The sequence below is a fragment of the Spirillospora albida genome, from assembly GCF_000718255.1.
In the GTDB taxonomy this organism is placed as follows: Bacteria; Actinomycetota; Actinomycetes; order Streptosporangiales; family Streptosporangiaceae; genus Spirillospora; species Spirillospora albida.
The window spans coordinates 115,603-132,723 of sequence record NZ_JOFJ01000011.1; the positions used below are offsets into that span (position 1 = coordinate 115,603).

A 17,121-nucleotide genomic window follows, 5' to 3' on the forward strand; every position below is an offset into this window, starting at 1 on the left:
TGTCCCGTACGCATGCCGTTCGCCCGTAAGGTCGCGGACATGGCGTACCGGCGGCTCTCCCTCCTCGCGGTGCCTCCGAGGCGTGCCGTGCTGGGCGCCGTGCTGGGCACGGCGCTGGCGGCCGCGGGCTGCGGCGGCGGCGCGTCCGGCTCCGGCGGCGCGAACGGCCCGGCGACCACCGGCCGCGCCGCGCTCGCCGGCTCCCCCTACACCGCCGCCCAGCTGGAGCAGGCGCTGCTCACCGAGGCGCCCGGCCACCGGCGGGCGGGCGAGCCCGACGCCGGCGAGTACCGCGCGCTGAAGTCCGTCCAGAACGCCGACCTCCTCCGCCGCCAGACCCGCCTCGACAAGCCCCGCTGCGCCGGGGCGGCCACCCCCGCCACCGAGGTCGGCGGCGACGTCCCCACCGCCCTCGCCACCTTCACCGGGGAGGGAGGGACGATCGCCACCGAGACGCTCATGGGCCTCGCCGGCGCCGCCGCGGAGCGCCAGCTGAGCGTCCGCGTCCCCGCGTCCTGCCGGACGTTCCGCACCCGCATCGGCGGCACCTGGTCCGCGCACCGCGTCGTCGAGTCGCCGCGCGGCGACCTCGGGGAGGGCTCCCGGACGGTCGGCGTCACGACCGTGACCGGCGGCGCCCGCACCCACACCTGGTACGTCGTCGTGAAGGGCGGCCGGTACCTGGTCACCCTCAGCCTGTACGGCCCGAAGGCGACGAAGGCGGAGGCCGAGCGCCTCGCCGCCCAGGCGCTCGCCCAGGCCGCCCGGATCCTCCCGTAAGCCGGGAAAGGCCCAACCGGTACCCCAACCACTAGTCTTGGCCGTCAAGGCGCCGACCGTCGCGATCGCGAGGGAGCACAGCTTGATCGGTAAGGAAGGGCGGGTCACGGGACGGATCGGGCCCGGACTGGTCGGGGAGGTCATGATCCCGATCCGGGGCGGGGTGGAGGCGTTCTACGCGCATCCCGCCGACCCCCGCGACGAGATCGGCGTCGGGACCATCGTCGTCGTGGTCGAGTACCACCCGCCGCGCACGGTGTACGTGGCGTCCGCTTTCGGCCCCTGAGCGACGCAACCGTTCGCGTCCGGCCTGCGTCTACTGGGAAACGCGTACGGAACCCCCCGGGGGATCTGGCGCCCGAACGGAAAGGAGGGGCCGGATGCCCATGGCCGTCATGGTGGCCGTAGCCGCCGTCGCCGCCGTCATCCTGTTGATCGTGCTGTTCAAGATGGTGTGGCGGGTCGCCGAGCCGAACGAAGCACTGATCATCTCCGGTCTGGGTGCCAGGTCCAAGCCGATCGACGGGGTGGACAGCCTCGGCTTCAAGATCGTGACCGGCAAGGGCACGTCCGTCCTGCCGGGGTTCCAGGTCGCCCGCCGCCTGCGGCTCGACAGCCGCGCCGCCAACCTCGAGGTCAGCTGCGTCACCCAGCAGGGGATCCCGGTCAAGGTGCGCGGCGTCGTCATCTACAAGGTCGGGGACGACTTCGTCTCCATCGCCAACGCCGCCCGCCGCTTCCTCGAGCAGCAGGGCTCCATGGACGGCGCGATCCACGAGCTGTTCACCGGCCACCTGCGCTCCATCATCGGCAACCTCACCGTCGAGGACCTCATCCTCAACCGCGAGCGCCTCACCGGTGAGACCCGCAGCTCCGCCGCCGAGGAGATGAACAAGCTCGGCCTGGTCGTCGACTCCCTCCAGATCCAGGAGATCGACGACGAGACCGGCTACATCACCAACCTCGGCCGCCCGCACGCCGCGAAGGTCGCCGCCGCCGCCCGCATCGCGGAGGCCGAGCGGAACCAGGAGGCCACCGAGCGCGAGCAGGAGACCGAGCGGCAGAACGCGGCCGTCATCCGGGACACGGAGATGAAGAAGGCCGAATACGAGGGCCAGGTCCAGCAGGCGGCGCAGCAGGCCCGCCAGGAGGTCATCCTCAAGGAGACCCGCAACGCCGAGCTGGAGGCCGAGCGCACCGAGAAGCGCCTGGAGAGCGAGATCCGCAAGCCCGCCGACGCCCGCGCGTACGAGCGGGTGAAGCTGGCCGAGGCGCAGCGGGACGAGCAGATCGCGCAGGCGCAGGCCGCGGCGACCGAGATCCAGTTGCGGGCCGAGCGCCAAGCCGAGGCCACCCGGCTGCTCGGTCAGGCGGACGCCGACGCGATCCGGCAGAAGGGCCTCGCCGAGGCCGAGGCGATCAAGGCCCGCGCCGTCGCCCTCGCGGAGAACACCGACGCGGTCATCGCGCAGCAGCTCGCCGAGCAGTGGCCGCAGATCGTCGAGGCCGGCGCGAAGGTGTTCGGCAACGTCGACAACATGGTCGTCCTCAACGGCGCCGAGGGCGTCGAGGACATGCTCGCCAAGGCCCTCACGCTGGGCGGTACCGGCCTGGGCGTCGCACGCCAGCTGCTCGCCGGGATGACCAACGGCAACGGATCGGCTCCCGCGCCCCTCCCGACCGCCCCCGTGGAGAGCGCGAAGGACAGCTGACCCGCGGACGCGCGGGCACCGGACGGCCCGGCCGGGCACCCCGGCCGGGCCGTCGGCGTTCCGCCGGGTATTCGGGCCCTAACAGTCACCGGGGGCCGATAAGTTCGGGACCATGTCCGTCCCGCGGCTCGCCGTCACCGTCGACCTCGTCGTCCTCACCGTGCGGGCGCAGCGGCTCTGCGCGCTGATGTGGCGGCGCGACCGCGCCCCCTACGACGGGGCCTGGTCGCTGCCCGGCGGGTTCATCCAGCTCGACGAGGACCTCGACGACGCCGCGTCCCGGCTGATGGCCGAGCGCGCCGGGCTCGCGGACGTCCGGATCCATCTGGAGCAGCTCGCCACCTACGGCTATCCCGACCGCGACCCCCGCCAGCGCGTCGTCAGCGTCACCTACCTCGGCCTCGCGCCGGACCTGCCCGCCTCCAGCCGGGCCCAGGTCCTGTGGACGGCCGTCGACGACCTCATCGGGCGCGACCGCGCCGCGTTCGACCACCGCCGGATCCTCTGCGACGGCGTCGAGCGGGCGCGCGCCAAGCTGGAGTACACCTCGCTCGCCGCCGCGTTCTGCCCGCCCGAGTTCACCGTCGCCGAACTCCGCCGCGTCTACGAGATCGTGTGGGGGACGCCCCTCGACCCGCGCAACTTCCACCGCAAGGTCACCGGCGCCGACCGCTTCCTCATCCCGACGGACCGCACCACCACCCGCGACGGCGGCCGTCCCGCCCGGCTCTACACGCGCGGCGACGCCGAGCAGCTCCGCCCGCCGATGCTTCGCCCCGCGGCCGCCCGCGGCTGACCGGCGGTCCCCGCCCGCGCCCTACCGGCGGCCCCGCGCCCCTTAGGCTGGGCGCATGCCCAGAGAAGCCACACCCCGCTTCCGCTCCGTCCTCGACCGGTTCGCGGCCTACAAGCCCGGCAAGGTCGTGGTGTCGCCCGAGGGCCGCAGCTACAAGCTGTCGTCGAACGAGTCGCCGCACGGCCCCCTCCCGTCCGTGCTGGACGCCATCGGCGAGGCCGCCCGGACCATCAACCGCTACCCCGACAACACGGCCGCCGCGGTGACCGACGCCATCGCCGCGCACCACGGTGTGCCCGCCGACCACATCGCGCTCGGCTGCGGCTCGGTCGGCGTCTCCCAGATGCTCCTGGAGGCCGTCGCCGAGCCCGGCGCCGAGGTGATCTACGCCTGGCGCTCGTTCGAGGCCTACCCCGTCCTGGTGGCCCTCTCCGGCGCCACCGCCGTGCAGGTCCCGCTCCGCGACGAGACCCACGACCTCGACGCCATCGCGGGCGCCATCACCGACCGGACGCGCCTCATCTTCGTCTGCAACCCGAACAATCCGACCGGCACGGTCGTCCGCCGCGCGGAGCTGGAGGCGTTCCTCGACCGCGTCCCCGCCGACTGCCTGGTGGTGCTGGACGAGGCGTACCGCGAGTACGTCCGCGACGACGAGGTGCCGGACGGCCTGGAGCTCTACGGCGACCGCCCGAACCTGGCGATCCTGCGCACCTTCTCCAAGGCGTACGGCCTGGCGGGCCTCCGACTGGGCTTCCTGGTGGCGCACCCGGTCATCGCGGCGGCGCTCCGCAAGGTCTTCCTGCCGTTCAGCGTGAACTCCGTCGCCCAGGCCGCCGGCATCGCGTCGCTGGCCGCCGCCGACGAACTCCTCGCCCGCGTGGAGGGCACGGTCAAGGAGCGCGACCGCGTCGCGGGCACCCTCCGCGCCGCCGGCTGGACGATCCCTCACACCGAGGCCAACTTCGTCTGGCTCCGCCTCGGTGAGCACACCCTGGACTTCTCCGCCGCCTGCGACGCCCAGGGCGTGAGCGTCCGCCCCTTCCCGGGCGAAGGCGCCCGCGTCTCGATCGGCGGCCCGGAGGAGAACGACGCCTTCCTGGCAGTGGCGACGACCTACCCCCACCGCACCTGACGCTTCGCGGCCCCGGTGTGCCGCCCGGCGGCACACCGGGGCCGGGATCGAGCACGGCCACCCGGGACGGGTGCCCCGCCGGCGACGCTCAGGCTCCTGGGCGGTGCGCCGTCCCCCGGCGTCCGGTCAGGCGGTGCCCGCCTTAGGGCCCAGCTTCTCGACGATGAGGCGGTAGAGCTGGCGGGGGCGGCCCGGCTGCGGGGTGCGGTTCGGCGGGAGGGGCCAGGCCAGGCCCTCCTCCACGAGGGTGCGGAGCAGGCGGCGGGCGGTGCGGGGGGTGACGCCCAGCATCTTGCCGGCGTTCTCCGCGTCCACGATGAGGGGCTGGTCCTGGTCGCCGAGCTTGTCGGCGAGGCGGGCGAGGATCTCCAGGCCCTTCGGCTTCGCCTGCGGCTGGGTGCGCGGCGGTGTGCGCGGCGCGGGGACGAGGGCGCGGCCGTCGCGGTCCAGGGCGAACCCCTGGGCGCGCTGGGAGCTCTGGGAGCGCGCGAGGGCGGCGCGTGCGTGGTTCTCCGCCTCGTGGGCCGTGCGACCCATGCCGATGCCGACCTCGATGGCGAGGCCGAGTTCCTCGCGGACGCGTTCGACGAACGGGGGCGTCCGGAAACCCTCGGTGGAGGCGGTGACGGAACCACGGGTCGCGATGACGAGATAGCTGTGGTCGTCCAGCGGCCACACGGACGCGTTCATGCGGTGCGCCTCCTGGAGGAGGACGCGGTGCAGCGCCAGCTTCAGCTCGTCGCGCCAGTAGCGGGGGGTGACGCGGCGCGGCGTCTCGCGGAGCGTCGGGACGTCCACGAGGACGACCACGAGCTGCGACTCCTCCAGCCGGTGGTGCGCGCCGAGCAGCGCGGCGGTCTGGAGGGAGCTGCGGATCGCGGCGCCCGTTGGCCGGACCCGGATCGTCGGGACGCCCGCCATCTCCATGCGCTCGGCGGTAGCGTGCACGCACGTCATCGCGACCGTGGTCGCGCCGCGGCGCCAGAGGCGCTCGTGGAACGCGGCGAGCGTGCCGGGACCGGCGGCCTCCTCGCGCAGGTGGACCTGCTCGGTGCCGAGGCTGATCTCGGCGTAGGCCTCCTCGACCTCGGCGCGGCCCAGCACGTCGATGCTGACCCGTGACGGGTCGAAGCGCTCGTCGAGGGACGCCCGCAGGAGGGCGCCCTGGAGGGCGGCGCCGTTCAGCGGGACGTACGTCGCCGGCATGGTGAGCACTCCCGCCTTGCGGGCGAAGTCGTACGGGACGGGGCTGGCGAACAGGCACACGTCCACCCCGGAGCCGAGGCGCACGACCTTGTCGGCCGCCTCCTGTTCGTCCCTGTACGCGGCGGCCACCAGCCGGCTCGGTACCGGGGTGGGGCCGTGGCCCATCAGCATGACCCGTTCGACGAGGTCATGGGGGCCCACGACGCCGATCGTGAGGTCGGGTGCCACCGACCCCGTTCGTGCCGCCGTCATCGATGATCGCTCGCTTCCGGTCCAGCCTCTCGGGGGCGCGGCCCCGGCCGCGCTTGCGCGCGGGCCCCGCCCAACGGTTGATTCATGGCGTGTCGCCCCTGCCTTCTGACCCAGCACCGCAGTTTCCCCGGCGATTCGTTCCTCAGTGGGCAGATCGGTCCAGGACGGCGATGTGTGACGCCCGGACGCGAAATCGAATCAAGGGTGCGGCGAAAAACTAACCTACGCGACCCCCCGGTCAGTCATTTGTCACCATTCGGCCAGTCATGATCCTGCATCTTGGGTCGTCCGAAGTGGAAACACAAGACCCGAAAACACCCGAGCGGCCGGGCCGTGGCGCTGATGCTCGCCTCGGGGACGGTCTCCGCCGGTTTGGGTCGCGGACCCGAGGGACGATGTCGTTCCGACGGCACGACAGTGCTAAGACACGTGATTCGGCGGTCGCTCGCGGCGTGTCGCGTACCGTTGAGACTTCCGCGCTATGGGAACGTTCCCGTCAGCTCCAGAGCCACCCTGTTTGTGCAGTTGAGACGCACTTTATGTGACTTTGCTCGGGCGCAAGCGGGGGTCGATGTGTAGCCGTTCGACCGCATATGGTTACCCGTCCAGAGCGGCGTGTTACAGCATTCGTCAGGGGCCTCGTCGAAGTTGGTCAGGATCGGCCACTTGCGGCCGATCCCCGCGAATCCGGTGGACGATGCGGGCGCGAACGCGAAACGCCCGGCCCTTCGGTGAACCGAGGGAACCGGGCGCCGAGAAATGACCGCCGGGTCAGCCGACCTCGCGGGTGATGTCCGCACCGAGCTGCGACAGCCGCTCCGCCGTGTGGGCGTGCCCCCGGTCCAGGTAGTACGCCGAGGTGATCGTCGTCTCGCCCTCGGCGGCCAGCCCGGCGAGGACGAGCGCGCTGCCGCACCGCAGGTCGTGCGCCTCGACCTCGGCACCGCGCAGCGCGCGCGGCCCGTTCACCTTCGCCCGGTTGCCGTCCACCTCGATGTCGGCGCCCATCTTGCGGAGCTCGTCGGCCAGCTTGAACCGGCCGTCGAAGATGCGCTCGTAGATGTAGGACGGCCCCTCGGCCAGGCACGACAGCGCCATGATCGGCGACTGCAGGTCGGTGGCGAAACCCGGGTACTCGTCGGTGATCACGTTGATCGGGCGGAGCGTCCGCTCCCGGCGGACCTGCAGGACCGCGCCCTGCTGGTGGAACTCCACGCCCATCTGCTCCAGCTTGTCGCCCGCGACGCCGAGGTGCTCCAGGCTCGCGCCGACCAGGCTCAGCTCGCCACCGGTGATCGCGGTGGCCATCACGAACACGCCGGCGTCGATCCGGTCGGGCATCACGGTGTGCTCGACGGCGGCCAGCCGGTCCACTCCCTCGACCGTGATGAAGCCGGTGCCGCCACCGCTGATCTTCGCGCCCATGGCGCGCAGGATCGCGATGTTGTCCAGCACCTCCGGCTCCAGCGCCGCGTTCTTGATGAGCGTGGTGCCGTGCGCCAGCGCCGCCGCCATGATGAGGTTCTCGGTGCCGGTGTGCGAGGGGGTGTCGCAGTACAGCGTGCCGCCGCGCAGGTCGCCCGCCTTGATGTGGATGATGCCGTCGCCGTTGTCGGCGACGTGCTCCGTCACCGTGGCGCCCATCCGCTTGAACCCGTTGTAGTGGAAGTCCAGGTTGCGGCTGCCCAGGTTGCAGCCGCCGACGCCCTCGATCACGGCCTCGCCGAGCCGGTGCAGCAACGCCGGGACGAACAGGAACGAACCACGGAACCGGGACGCGATGTCGGCGGGCAGGACCGGGCTGGACAGCGTCCGCGCGTCGATGACGAGGGTGCGCTCGGCCTCGTGCAGCTCGGCCTTCGCGCCGATGGCCCGGGCGAGCTCCACCGCGCGCCGCACGTCCTCGATGATGGGGACGTTCCGCAGCACCGTGCGGCCCTCGGCCGCCATGAGCGAGGCGCCGATCATCGGAAGCACCGCGTTCTTCGCACCCTGGATGAACACGGTTCCGTGCAGCCGCCGACCGCCGCGCACGCGGTACCGGACATCGTGGCCCAAGCTCATGCCGCCAACTCCTTCTGGGATAAGTGCCTACCGGATCAAGTGGCGGGGCCACGAGGACGAACGGTGTGCCGTCACGCCGACGCGACCCCAGTAAACCACCGAGCCGGGGTGAGGTGTCCGGCCCGCGCCTCCGTGGCGTCGTCTGATCGTTTTGATCCCCCGTGACCCGCAAAAGTTCGCCTTCACCACGGAAAATCGAAGGTCGGCCATCCTTCGGGCGAACCGCCACTAGGGTGACCATCATGGCTGATTCTCCCGGCTGGGACGCGATCGACGACGCGTTGCGTCCGCTCTACGGCGACACCGAGCCCCACCACCTCGCCACACTCCTGAAGTGGGCGCTGGGCGGGCCCGACCCCCTCGACGGGATCAGCGTCTACGCGCGGACGGAGCCCGTCCCGCACTGGCACTACATCTCGTACGGCATGACGGAGCTGTACGAGAAGGGCGAGGAGAGCGACCCGGCGGAGTCGGGCTGGGGGTTCGAGTTCACGTTCCGGCTCGTCCGGGACGAGGCCGACGCGGAACCGCCCGTCTGGGCCGCGAACCTGCTGCAGAACCTCGCCCGGTACGTCTTCACGTCCGGCAACTGGTTCGAACCGGGCCACCACATGAACGTGAACGGCCCGATCGAGGCGGAGCGGGAGGACTCCGACGTCCGCGCGCTCGCGTTCGTCGAGGACCCGGAGCTCGGCACGATCGCGACGCCGCACGGCCGCGTCCAGTTCCTGCAGGTGGTCGGGCTCACGACGGACGAGTACGCCGCCGGCGGCCGGTGGAGCACCACGGCGCTGCTGGACACCCTGGCCCCGCACCTCCCGCTCTTCGTCACCGACCCGGGCCGCCGGTCCCTGCTCGACGACCCGGAGATCGCCCGGACGGTCCGGGAGGGCACCGAGCGGGACGGATCGAGCAGCGGCGCCCTCTACGTCTCGACGGTGGGCTGGGACCGTTCCGGCGACGCCACCACCCTCCGGCTCGGCGCGCTCCAGGCCACGGCGCTCGCGGAGGCCCTCGGCGGCCGCCTGCCCCACGGCCGCCCGCTGATGCTCCAGGCCGAGGACGCCATGCTCGTCTTCGCCCCCGGAGACGCCTACGCGGTCGAGGAACCGGACGAGGGGCAGCTCGTCGTCCACGTCCCGGAGAGCGCCGTCGGCGACCTCACGGCCGCCATCCGCCCCACCGCGGGCAGCACGCCGGTCGCGTCCCTCCCGGGCCTCACGATCGAGATCGTCCCCACGGAGATGCGCGACCAGTACGGCGAGAAGACCGGCGAGGTGGTCGGGTGACGGCCGCGCCGGACGGGCCGTCGGGCGTCAGAACCTCTCGCCGGTGAGGCGCTCGTAGGCCTCGACGTACTTCGCCCGGGTCCGCTCGATGATGTCGGGCGGGAGGGGCGGCGGGGCCGCGCCGGACGCGCGGTCCCAGCCCGACTCCGGCGACAGCAGCCAGTCCCGGACGAACTGCTTGTCGAACGACGGCTGCGGATGTCCGGGCTTCCACGCGTCCAGCGGCCAGAATCGGGACGAGTCGGGCGTCAACACCTCGTCGGCCAGGACGAGCTCGCCGTCGGGGGCCCAGCCCAGCTCGATCTTGGTATCGGCGACGATGATGCCGCGCTCGCGGGCGATCTCGGCGCCGCGCCCGTAGACGGCGAGGGTGGTGTCGCGCAGCCGGGCCGCGACGTCCGCGCCGACGGCCGCCTCGACCTCGGCGAACGTCATCGGCTCGTCGTGGTCGCCGACGTCGGCCTTGGTGGTCGGCGTGAAGATCGGCTCGGGCAGGCGGGAGCCGTCCATGAGGCCGGGCGGCAGCGCGACGCCGCAGACCGCACCGGTCGCCCGGTAGTCCTTGAGGCCCGAGCCCGTGAGGTAGCCGCGGGCGACGCACTCGACCTTCACCATGTCGAGGCGGCGGGCCACGATCGTCCGGCCCGCCCATTCCGCCGGTGCGCCCGGCGGGGGCTCGGTGCTGAGGACGTGGTGGGGCAGCAGGTCGGCGAGCCGCTCGAACCACCACAGCGACAACCGGGTCAGGATCCGGCCCTTGTCCGGGATGGGGGTGTCCAGGACGAAGTCGAACGCCGAGATCGTGTCCCGGGCGACCATGACGAGCTCGCCGCCGGGCAGCTCGTAGAGGTCCCGGACCTTCCCGCTGTGCAGGTGCTTCAAAGGGTCTCCAGAATCTCCACCGGATCGCCGACGGCGATGGTCCCGGTGGTGCGGGGCACGCAGTTCATGCCGAACTGGATGCCCCTGTCGCGGGTGCGGTAGGACGCCAGCGTCCGCAGCGGCTCTCGGCCGCGCTCGCCGGTGTCCTGGTCGGTGGTGGTGACGAGGCAGCGGGCGCACGGCTTCACCGCCTCGATGACGGTTTCGCCGATGCGGAGGGTGCGCACGGCGTCCTCGCCGTAGGGGCCGAGGCCCTCGACGACGACGCTCGGCCGGAACCGGTTCATCGGCAGCGGGGCGTCCAGCCGCCCGTTCAGGTCGGCGAGCGACTCGGCGGAGAGCAGCAGCAGCGGGTAGGCGTCGGCGAACATGATCTCGCCGTCGCCCCGCGACGTGGCCCGGTGCCCGGTGAACCGGACGAGCCGGCAGTCGACGCCGAGGAACGCCCCGAACCAGGCGGCCGCCTCGTCCCCCTGATCGACGCCCTGGCATTCGGTGCGGTGGACCATGACGTCGAGCACCTCGCCGTCGTCCACCGGCTTGTGGACGAACGGCTCCGCGCCGAGCGCGCCGACGGCGAGGACGTCGCCGTCGTAGGACGGCCGGAGCAGCGCCATCGCGGCGAGCTCGCGCTGCGACAGGAACCGGCCATCCGGCGTCACGAGCATGAACTCGCGGTCGTGCCGGAGCCCGCGCGGGGTCAGCTCGGCCGTGCGCAGCGCGGTGCCGCGGCCGCCCTTGAGCGGGTACACGTTCAGTTCCGTCAGGGTCGCCGTCACAGGCCCTCCATCGCTCGGCGGGTCTTCCGAGGCTACGCGAGCGCCCTGAGGCGGTTGAAGAGCGGATCGAGGCGCTGCACGAACCGCTCGGGACGGCAGACCTCGTCGAGGCGCGCCTCGTCCAGTGTCAGGCCGGCCTCGGCTGCGCGGACGCGGAGCGTCTCCCGGAACGGCACGCCCGTCTCCCATGTCTCCATCGCGGCCTTCTGGACGAGCGGGTACGCCTCGTCGTCCCGCGACATGCCCGCCTCGACGAGCTCGAGGAGCACGGTGGAGGTGTAGATGAGCCCGCCGGTCGACTCCAGGTTCTCCTTCATCCGCGCCTCGTCGACGACGAGCCCGGACATCAGGCGGTTCGTCAGGTTCAGCATGTAGTCGAGCGCGATGGACGCGTCCGGCAGCGCGATCCGCTCCGTCGAGGAGTGCGAGATGTCGCGCTCGTGCCAGAGCGGAATGCCCTCCAGCACCGGGACGATCTGCGCCCGGACGATCCGCGCCATCCCGGCCAGCCGCTCCGAGATGATCGGGTTCTTCTTGTGCGGCATCGCGGACGAGCCCTTCTGGCCCTTCCCGAACGGCTCCCACAGCTCCCGGACCTCGGTGCGCTGCCCGTGCCGGACCTCCAGCGCGATCGCCTCGCACACCGTCGCCATGATCGCGAGCGCGGACACCCACTCGCTGATGCCGTCCCGGATGACGACCTGCGTCGACACGTCCGCGGACTTCAGCCCGAGCCGGCGGGCGACGTGCTGCTCGATCGCCGGGTCGATGTTGGAGTACGTCCCGACCGCGCCGGAGATCGCCATCACGCCGACGGCCTCGCGGGCCCGGCGCAGCCGGTCGCGGGACCGGGCCGCGGCGAACGCGAAGTCGGCGACGCGGTGCCCCCACACGTCCGGCTCGCCGTGGATGCCGTGCGTGCGGCCGACCCGCAGGGTGCCCTGGTGGGCGAGCGCGTGGTCGCGCAGCGTCGCGACCAGCTTGTCGGACTTCTCCAGCAGGATGTCGGTGGCCTCGACGAGCTGCAGCGCGAGCGCCGTGTCCAGCAGGTCGGACGACGTCATGCCGAAGTGGACGTACCGGGCGGCCTCGCGGGGCTCGGTGTTGTCCGCCCACGCCGACAGGAACGCGATGACGTCGTGCTGGGTGACGGCCTCGATCGCGTGCACCGCCTCGGGCGTCGGCGGCGGCGCCTTGCGGACCGGCTCCACCACCTCCGGCGGGATCGTGCCCGCCTCGGCATGGGCCTCGACCACGAGGGTCTCCACCTGGCACCACAGCTCGTACTTGTGCGCGTCACTCCAGACGCGGCCCATCTCAGGCAGGGTGTAGCGCTCGATCACGGTGCTCATTGTTGCAGTTCGCCGCGCAGGGCCTTGACGGCCCTCCGCAGCGAACCGCAACGTGCGATCGCTGCATCGCTCCGACTCGCCCCGGGGGGCTCGCTGCGCGATCAGGGTCTCGCTTCGCTCGTCCCTGGCTTCGCTCGCGATCGCGACGGTTCAGGTCGTCGCGGGCTGGGGCCGGCGGCTTCGGTTTCCCGCGCGGTGCTCGACGGCCAGGGCCGTCGCCAGGACGGCGATCAGCGCGGCCAGCTCGACCGCGGCGATCCACAGGCCGAGGGGCGTCACGGCCAGGGCGGCCGCCGCCGCCGCGAGTCTGATGCGGGACGGGCCGATGCGGACGATGCGGCGGAACAGGACGTCGCCCGCCAGGTACACGGCCACGCCTCCCGAGAGGGCAAGGGCGGGGGCGGGGTCCAGGTGCTCCCATGCGTGACCGACGGCCTTCTTCATGCCGGCGGCGGCGACGATGACGCCGACGATGACGGGGATGTGGGCGTAGAAGTAGCCGAACATCGTCATCTGGGCGCGGTCGGCGTCGCCGGCCGCGGCGAGGGACTCCTCCGCGCGCGCGTCGTCCCGGCCGAAGTAGCTCCACCAGACGACGGCGGCGAGCGCGAGGCCGAGCAGGCAGGCGGTGACGAGACCCGCGTCCAGGTCGAGGCCCTCGACGCCGACGCCGATCGCGATGATGGACTCGCCCAGGGTGATCATCACGAGCAGGCCGTGCCGTTCCACGATGTGGACCGCCCTGATCACGAACCGGCCGCCCGGCGGCACGATGTACGGCTGGACGATCGGGACGACGAGCGCCAGCGTCCACAGGACGTACACGGCGGCGCCGTGGTCGAGGAGGCCCGCGGTGATGATCAGGGCGGCGGCCAGCAGGTTGGCGGGCACCACCCGCAGGATGTGCCGGTTGCCCTGCGCGTACAGGACGACGTGGGCCAGGACGAGGATGAGGTAGCCGAGCCCCCACACGACCCCGCCGCCCTTGAACGCGGTCGGGGTCGCGAGCGCGACCATGAAGAAGCCGCCCATGCCGACGAGGATCAGCAGCCGCCGGACCGGGGTCGTCGGCGCGGTCATGTTCGTCAGCCAGGCGTAGCCGCCGTACATCCACCACAGGACGCCGAACATGAGCACGACCTGGAGGAGGCCGAGGGGGTTCAGCTCCTTGACCAGGACCCCGGTCAGCTGCGTGACGGCGAAGACGAAGACGAGGTCGAAGAACAGCTCCAGGGTCGTGACGCGGTGGACCTCTTCGGGGGGCTCGGTCATGGGGGGACCGCCTTCGCGCTATGGGGTTGTCGTCGCCGTGATCAGCTGATCATCACATGGTCTCGAGGGCCGCCCGCGCGATGTCGGTGCGGTGGTGGGACCCGCGCAGGCCGATCTTGGACACGGCCTCGTAGGCGGCGGCGCGGGCCTCGGGCAGGGCGGCGCCGGTGCCCACCACGTTCAGGACGCGGCCGCCGTTGGCGACGAGGCGCCCCTCCTCGTCCGTGCTCGTGCCCGCGTGCAGGACGTAGGCGCCTTCGACGGCGTTCGCCTCGTCCAGGCCGGTGATCGGGTCGCCCTTGACCGGAGCGGCCGGGTAGCCCTCGGCGGCCACGACGACGGTGACGGCGGCGCCCGGATGCCAGTCGAGGCGGGTCTCGGGGTCGAGTCCGCCGATCGCGCACGCCTGCAGCAGCGTCGCCACGGGGGTCGCCAGGCGGTCCAGGACGACCTGCGTCTCCGGGTCGCCGAAGCGCGCGTTGAACTCCACCACCCGGACGCCCTGCGACGTCAGCGCGAGGCCCACGTACAGGACGCCCACGTACGGCGTCTCGCGGCGGCGCATCTCGTCCACGACCGGCTGCACGACCGTCGCCATGACCTCGTCGACCAGGCCCGGCGGCGCCCACGGCAGCGGCGTGTAGGCGCCCATCCCGCCGGTGTTGGGCCCCTCGTCGCCGTCGCGGGCGCGCTTGAAGTCCTGGGCGGGCATCAGCGGGACGGCGTTCTCCCCGTCGCACAGCGCGAACAGCGACACCTCGGGGCCGTCCAAATACTCCTCGATGACGACCCGCTCGCAGGCGGCGGCGTGCTCGGACGCCGCGTCGCGGTCCTCCGTCACGACGACGCCCTTGCCGGCCGCCAGCCCGTCGTCCTTCACGACGTAGGGCGGGCCGAACGCGTCCAGCGCCGCGTCGGCCTGCGATGACGTCTCGCAGACGTGCGCGGCGGCGGTCGGTACGCCCGCGGCCGCCATGACCTCCTTGGCGAACGCCTTGGAACCCTCGATGCGGGCCGCCGCCCGGTCGGGGCCGAAGCAGGGGATGCCCGCCTCGCGAAGCGCGTCCCCGACCCCGGCCATCAGCACCACCTCGGGACCGACCACCACGAGGGAGACGGACAGCCGCTGGGCCAGCTCCGTCACCGCCGCCGGATCGGTCGGGTCGAGCTGGTGGTTGGCCGCGATCTCCGCGGTGCCCGGGTTCCCCGGGGCGCAGTGGAGGGCGGTGACGGCAGGGTCGCGATGCAGGGCGCGGGCGAGCGCGTGCTCGCGGCCACCCGATCCAAGGACGAGTACTCGCACGTGACGCGACTCTAGCGGTCGGCGCTCCCGCACGGCGCTCCCGGCTTCCGCCGGTGAGAGCGGGCTTACGCGACTTCCGCGTTGTCCCCCGGAGTCGTAATGGTCGGCTGATAGGCTGCGACCGGCCTGGTGCCCAGCGCGGAAGGAGGTGGTCGGGATGAGTCCTGGTGATCCTTGCAGTTCGCCGGAGAACCCTCACAGTCCGAACGTGACCGCCCATCCGTCCGCCTCCATCTGGAGTCCGGCCGACGCCCGCGCGCGCTCCCCGCGCTGATCCGGCTTCCTCGCCGCTCAGCCCGGGTCGAGCGCGTCCCTGCGTGCGTGCGGCCGGCGGGTTAGGAGCACCTCATGGCCATGACACGAGTCCGTCCAGGCCGCGCGACGAAGGCACTGTTCAAGACGAGGAGCCGGCCGAGCGCCGGGACCGCCGCGCGCGGCCGCGACACCGCCGTCATCGACTGGGCCGCCTACATCGACGGCCACCGCGTCTCCACCGGGACCGTCGCCGACGCCGTCCGCCTCATCCGCGACGGCCGCCTCGTCCCCGACGGCGACAGCGCCGGGTTCGTCTGGGTCGGGCTGCACGAGCCGTCCGAGGCCGAGCTGACCGAGCTCGCCGAGGTGTTCGGCCTGCACCCGCTCGCCGTCGAGGACGCCATCAAGGCCCACCAGCGGCCCAAGCTCGAACGCTACGACGGCGTCAACTTCGTCGTGATGAAGACCGTCGGCTACGTCTCCTCCGGCGCGGACGGCACTGAGGTCGTCGAGACCGGCGAGATCATGATCTTCTGCGGGCCGGACTTCGTCGTCACCGTCCGGCACGGCGCGCACGGCTCCCTCGGCCCCGTCCGGTCCCGGCTGGAGAGCGATCCCGCGCGGCTCGCGCTCGGCCCCGCCGCCGTCGTGCACGCCGTCACCGACCGGGTCGTGGACGGCTACGTCTGCGTCGCCGACGCGGTCCAGGAGGACATCGACGAGGTCGAGGAGGCCGTCTTCTCGCCCGAGCGCACCGACGAGTCCCGCCGCATCTACCGGCTCAAGCGCGAGGTGATCCAGCTCAAGCGGGCGGTGGGGCCGCTCGCCGGGCCGCTGCGCGGCCTGTCCGGCCGCCGGTTCGTGCCCGCCGAGATCCGCGAGTACCTCCGCGACGTCGAGGACCACCTCACCCGCGTCCGCGAGCAGGTCGAGTCCTACGACGAGCTGCTCAACCCGATCCTGCAGGCCCACATGACGCAGGTGACCGTCGCCGACAACCAGGACATGCGCAAGATCTCCGCCTGGGGTGCGATCTTCATGGTGCCGACGGCGATCGCGGGCGTCTACGGCATGAACTTCGAGTTCATGCCGGAGACGAAGTGGGAGTACGGCTACCCGATGATCCTCGGTGTCATCGCGGTCGCCTGCCTCTCCCTCTACCGCGGGTTCCGCCGCAACGGCTGGCTGTAGCTACGCGCTCCGCTCGCGCAGGACGCGGCGCAGCCGGTCGGGGTGGTCGGTGACGATCCCGTTCACCCCGTACTTGATGAACCGGGTCATCTCGTCCGGGTCGTTGACCGTCCAGACGATCACCGGGAGGCCGCGCGCGTGCGCCGCCTCCACCAGGCCCGGCGTCGTCAGCGCGTCCTCCGGGGACAGGGCCGTCGCGCCGATCGACGCGGCCGCCGCGACCGGGTCGTCCGGCGGCAGGCCCGCCAGCCACCGGGTGCCGGGCCCGAGCGTCCTCCGCTCGATCAGCGCGACCCGGCCGAGGTCGGCGGGCGCCTCCAGCAGCACCCGCCAGTCGAACGCCAGCAGCCGCGACCGCTTCGTCAGGCCCGCCGCGCGCAGCACGCCCACGACCGCGGAGGTGAACCGGGCGATCTCGCCGTCGGGCCAGCCGGGGTCGGTCTTCAGCTCCACCGACAGGCCCACGCCGGACGGGCCGAGCAGCGCGCACGCCTCGTCCAGCGTCGGGATCCGGGTGCCCGGCAGCGGGTTCGGCCCGAGGCCCGCCTCGACCGTCCGGACCTGCTCGAACGTCAGCTCCCGCAGCGGCTTGCCGACGTAGGGGAACGCCGGGTCGCCGGGCCGGACGGGCGCGGTGTCCGCCAGGTTCGCCGGCGACAGCCGCTGGTCGTGGTTCAGGACGAGCACGCCGTCGGCCGTCCAGCCGACGTCCAGTTCGATCGTGTCGACGCCGAGCGTCAGCGCGTGCGCGAAACCGGGCAGGGTGTTCTCGGGGGAGAGACCGCGCGCTCCCCGGTGCCCGTGCACCTCGACCGTTCCAGGGGTTGGGGTCACGGCAGGCACGCTATCGCGC

15 protein-coding genes are annotated in these 17,121 nt (G+C 72.5%); 7 read left to right on the plus strand and 8 right to left on the minus strand.

Features of this window, described 5'->3' with window-relative positions:
* The first annotated feature begins 12 nt into the window (after window positions 1-12).
* The 5 genes from IE99_RS0116045 to hisC all read left to right on the plus strand — a co-directional run bounded on the left by IE99_RS0116045 (window position 13) and on the right by hisC (window position 4,423).
* Window positions 13-780 carry a hypothetical protein gene (locus tag IE99_RS0116045; RefSeq protein WP_084219534.1) on the plus strand — a complete coding sequence of 256 codons (768 nt, stop codon included), beginning with the start codon at window positions 13-15 and terminating at the stop codon, window positions 778-780.
* 82 nt (window positions 781-862) lie between these two features.
* On the plus strand, window positions 863-1,066 hold the full coding sequence (locus IE99_RS0116050; protein WP_030170633.1) for a hypothetical protein: 204 nt from the start codon (window positions 863-865) through the stop codon (window positions 1,064-1,066).
* 94 nt (window positions 1,067-1,160) lie between these two features.
* Window positions 1,161-2,492 (plus strand): SPFH domain-containing protein, encoded by a 1,332-nt coding sequence (locus tag IE99_RS0116055; RefSeq protein ID WP_051712569.1) that lies wholly within the window; start codon window positions 1,161-1,163, stop codon window positions 2,490-2,492.
* Window positions 2,493-2,604: 112 nt separating this feature from the next.
* Complete coding sequence (locus tag IE99_RS0116060) at window positions 2,605-3,288, plus strand: NUDIX hydrolase (protein WP_030170638.1); 684 nt, start codon at window positions 2,605-2,607, stop codon at window positions 3,286-3,288.
* A gap of 55 nt (window positions 3,289-3,343) precedes the next feature.
* Complete coding sequence (gene hisC / locus IE99_RS0116065; RefSeq protein WP_030170642.1) at window positions 3,344-4,423, plus strand: histidinol-phosphate transaminase; 1,080 nt, start codon at window positions 3,344-3,346, stop codon at window positions 4,421-4,423.
* A gap of 126 nt (window positions 4,424-4,549) precedes the next feature.
* Here the strand turns inward: hisC and IE99_RS0116070 are convergent, their stop codons facing one another.
* The gene (locus IE99_RS0116070) at window positions 4,550-5,881 is read right to left on the minus strand and encodes a transcriptional regulator (protein ID WP_030170645.1); all 1,332 of its coding nucleotides are present in this window, start codon (window positions 5,879-5,881) and stop codon (window positions 4,550-4,552) included.
* Window positions 5,882-6,652: 771 nt separating this feature from the next.
* Window positions 6,653-7,939, minus strand: a complete 1,287-nt coding sequence (gene murA / locus IE99_RS0116075) for a UDP-N-acetylglucosamine 1-carboxyvinyltransferase (RefSeq protein ID WP_037559541.1) — start codon at window positions 7,937-7,939, stop codon at window positions 6,653-6,655.
* A gap of 248 nt (window positions 7,940-8,187) precedes the next feature.
* Between murA and IE99_RS31915 the strand changes: the two genes are divergently transcribed.
* A complete protein-coding gene (locus IE99_RS31915; RefSeq protein ID WP_157610342.1) occupies window positions 8,188-9,234 on the plus strand; it encodes a suppressor of fused domain protein in 1,047 nt (348 codons plus the stop codon).
* Window positions 9,235-9,261: 27 nt separating this feature from the next.
* Here the strand turns inward: IE99_RS31915 and IE99_RS32675 are convergent, their stop codons facing one another.
* The 5 genes from IE99_RS32675 to purD all read right to left on the minus strand — a co-directional run bounded on the left by IE99_RS32675 (window position 9,262) and on the right by purD (window position 14,822).
* A complete protein-coding gene (locus IE99_RS32675) occupies window positions 9,262-10,116 on the minus strand; it encodes a phosphoribosylaminoimidazolesuccinocarboxamide synthase (protein WP_030170663.1) in 855 nt (284 codons plus the stop codon).
* Entirely contained in the window at window positions 10,113-10,895 is a 783-nt protein-coding gene (locus tag IE99_RS32680; protein WP_030170666.1) for an MOSC domain-containing protein, read from the minus strand. The genes IE99_RS32675 and IE99_RS32680 overlap by 4 nt, the downstream gene beginning before the upstream one ends.
* A 32-nt stretch (window positions 10,896-10,927) precedes the next feature.
* A complete protein-coding gene (gene purB / locus IE99_RS0116095) occupies window positions 10,928-12,238 on the minus strand; it encodes an adenylosuccinate lyase (RefSeq protein WP_030170668.1) in 1,311 nt (436 codons plus the stop codon).
* A gap of 159 nt (window positions 12,239-12,397) precedes the next feature.
* Window positions 12,398-13,519 (minus strand): low temperature requirement protein A, encoded by a 1,122-nt coding sequence (locus IE99_RS0116100; protein WP_037559500.1) that lies wholly within the window; start codon window positions 13,517-13,519, stop codon window positions 12,398-12,400.
* A gap of 52 nt (window positions 13,520-13,571) precedes the next feature.
* The gene (gene purD / locus IE99_RS0116105) at window positions 13,572-14,822 is read right to left on the minus strand and encodes a phosphoribosylamine--glycine ligase (RefSeq protein ID WP_030170674.1); all 1,251 of its coding nucleotides are present in this window, start codon (window positions 14,820-14,822) and stop codon (window positions 13,572-13,574) included.
* 348 nt (window positions 14,823-15,170) lie between these two features.
* Between purD and corA the strand changes: the two genes are divergently transcribed.
* Window positions 15,171-16,268 (plus strand): magnesium/cobalt transporter CorA, encoded by a 1,098-nt coding sequence (gene corA, locus IE99_RS0116110; RefSeq protein WP_030170677.1) that lies wholly within the window; start codon window positions 15,171-15,173, stop codon window positions 16,266-16,268.
* Here the strand turns inward: corA and IE99_RS0116115 are convergent, their stop codons facing one another.
* Window positions 16,269-17,102, minus strand: coding sequence for a glycerophosphodiester phosphodiesterase family protein (locus tag IE99_RS0116115; protein ID WP_030170680.1), 834 nt, complete (start codon window positions 17,100-17,102; stop codon window positions 16,269-16,271).
* Between the last annotated feature and the right edge of the window lie 19 nt (window positions 17,103-17,121).

Bases quoted from the DNA above. Each gene is read 5' to 3' on its own strand.
- IE99_RS0116060 (WP_030170638.1), top strand. From the start codon at position 2,605: ATGTCCGTCCCGCGGCTCGCCGTCACCGTCGACCTCGTCGTCCTCACC.
- corA (WP_030170677.1), top strand. From the start codon at position 15,171: ATGGCCATGACACGAGTCCGTCCAGGCCGCGCGACGAAGGCACTGTTC.
- IE99_RS0116070 (WP_030170645.1), bottom strand. From the start codon at position 5,881: ATGACGGCGGCACGAACGGGGTCGGTGGCACCCGACCTCACGATCGGC.
- hisC (WP_030170642.1), top strand. From the start codon at position 3,344: ATGCCCAGAGAAGCCACACCCCGCTTCCGCTCCGTCCTCGACCGGTTC.
- IE99_RS0116055 (WP_051712569.1), top strand. From the start codon at position 1,161: ATGCCCATGGCCGTCATGGTGGCCGTAGCCGCCGTCGCCGCCGTCATC.
- IE99_RS31915 (WP_157610342.1), top strand. From the start codon at position 8,188: ATGGCTGATTCTCCCGGCTGGGACGCGATCGACGACGCGTTGCGTCCG.
- IE99_RS0116045 (WP_084219534.1), top strand. From the start codon at position 13: ATGCCGTTCGCCCGTAAGGTCGCGGACATGGCGTACCGGCGGCTCTCC.
- IE99_RS0116100 (WP_037559500.1), bottom strand. From the start codon at position 13,519: ATGACCGAGCCCCCCGAAGAGGTCCACCGCGTCACGACCCTGGAGCTG.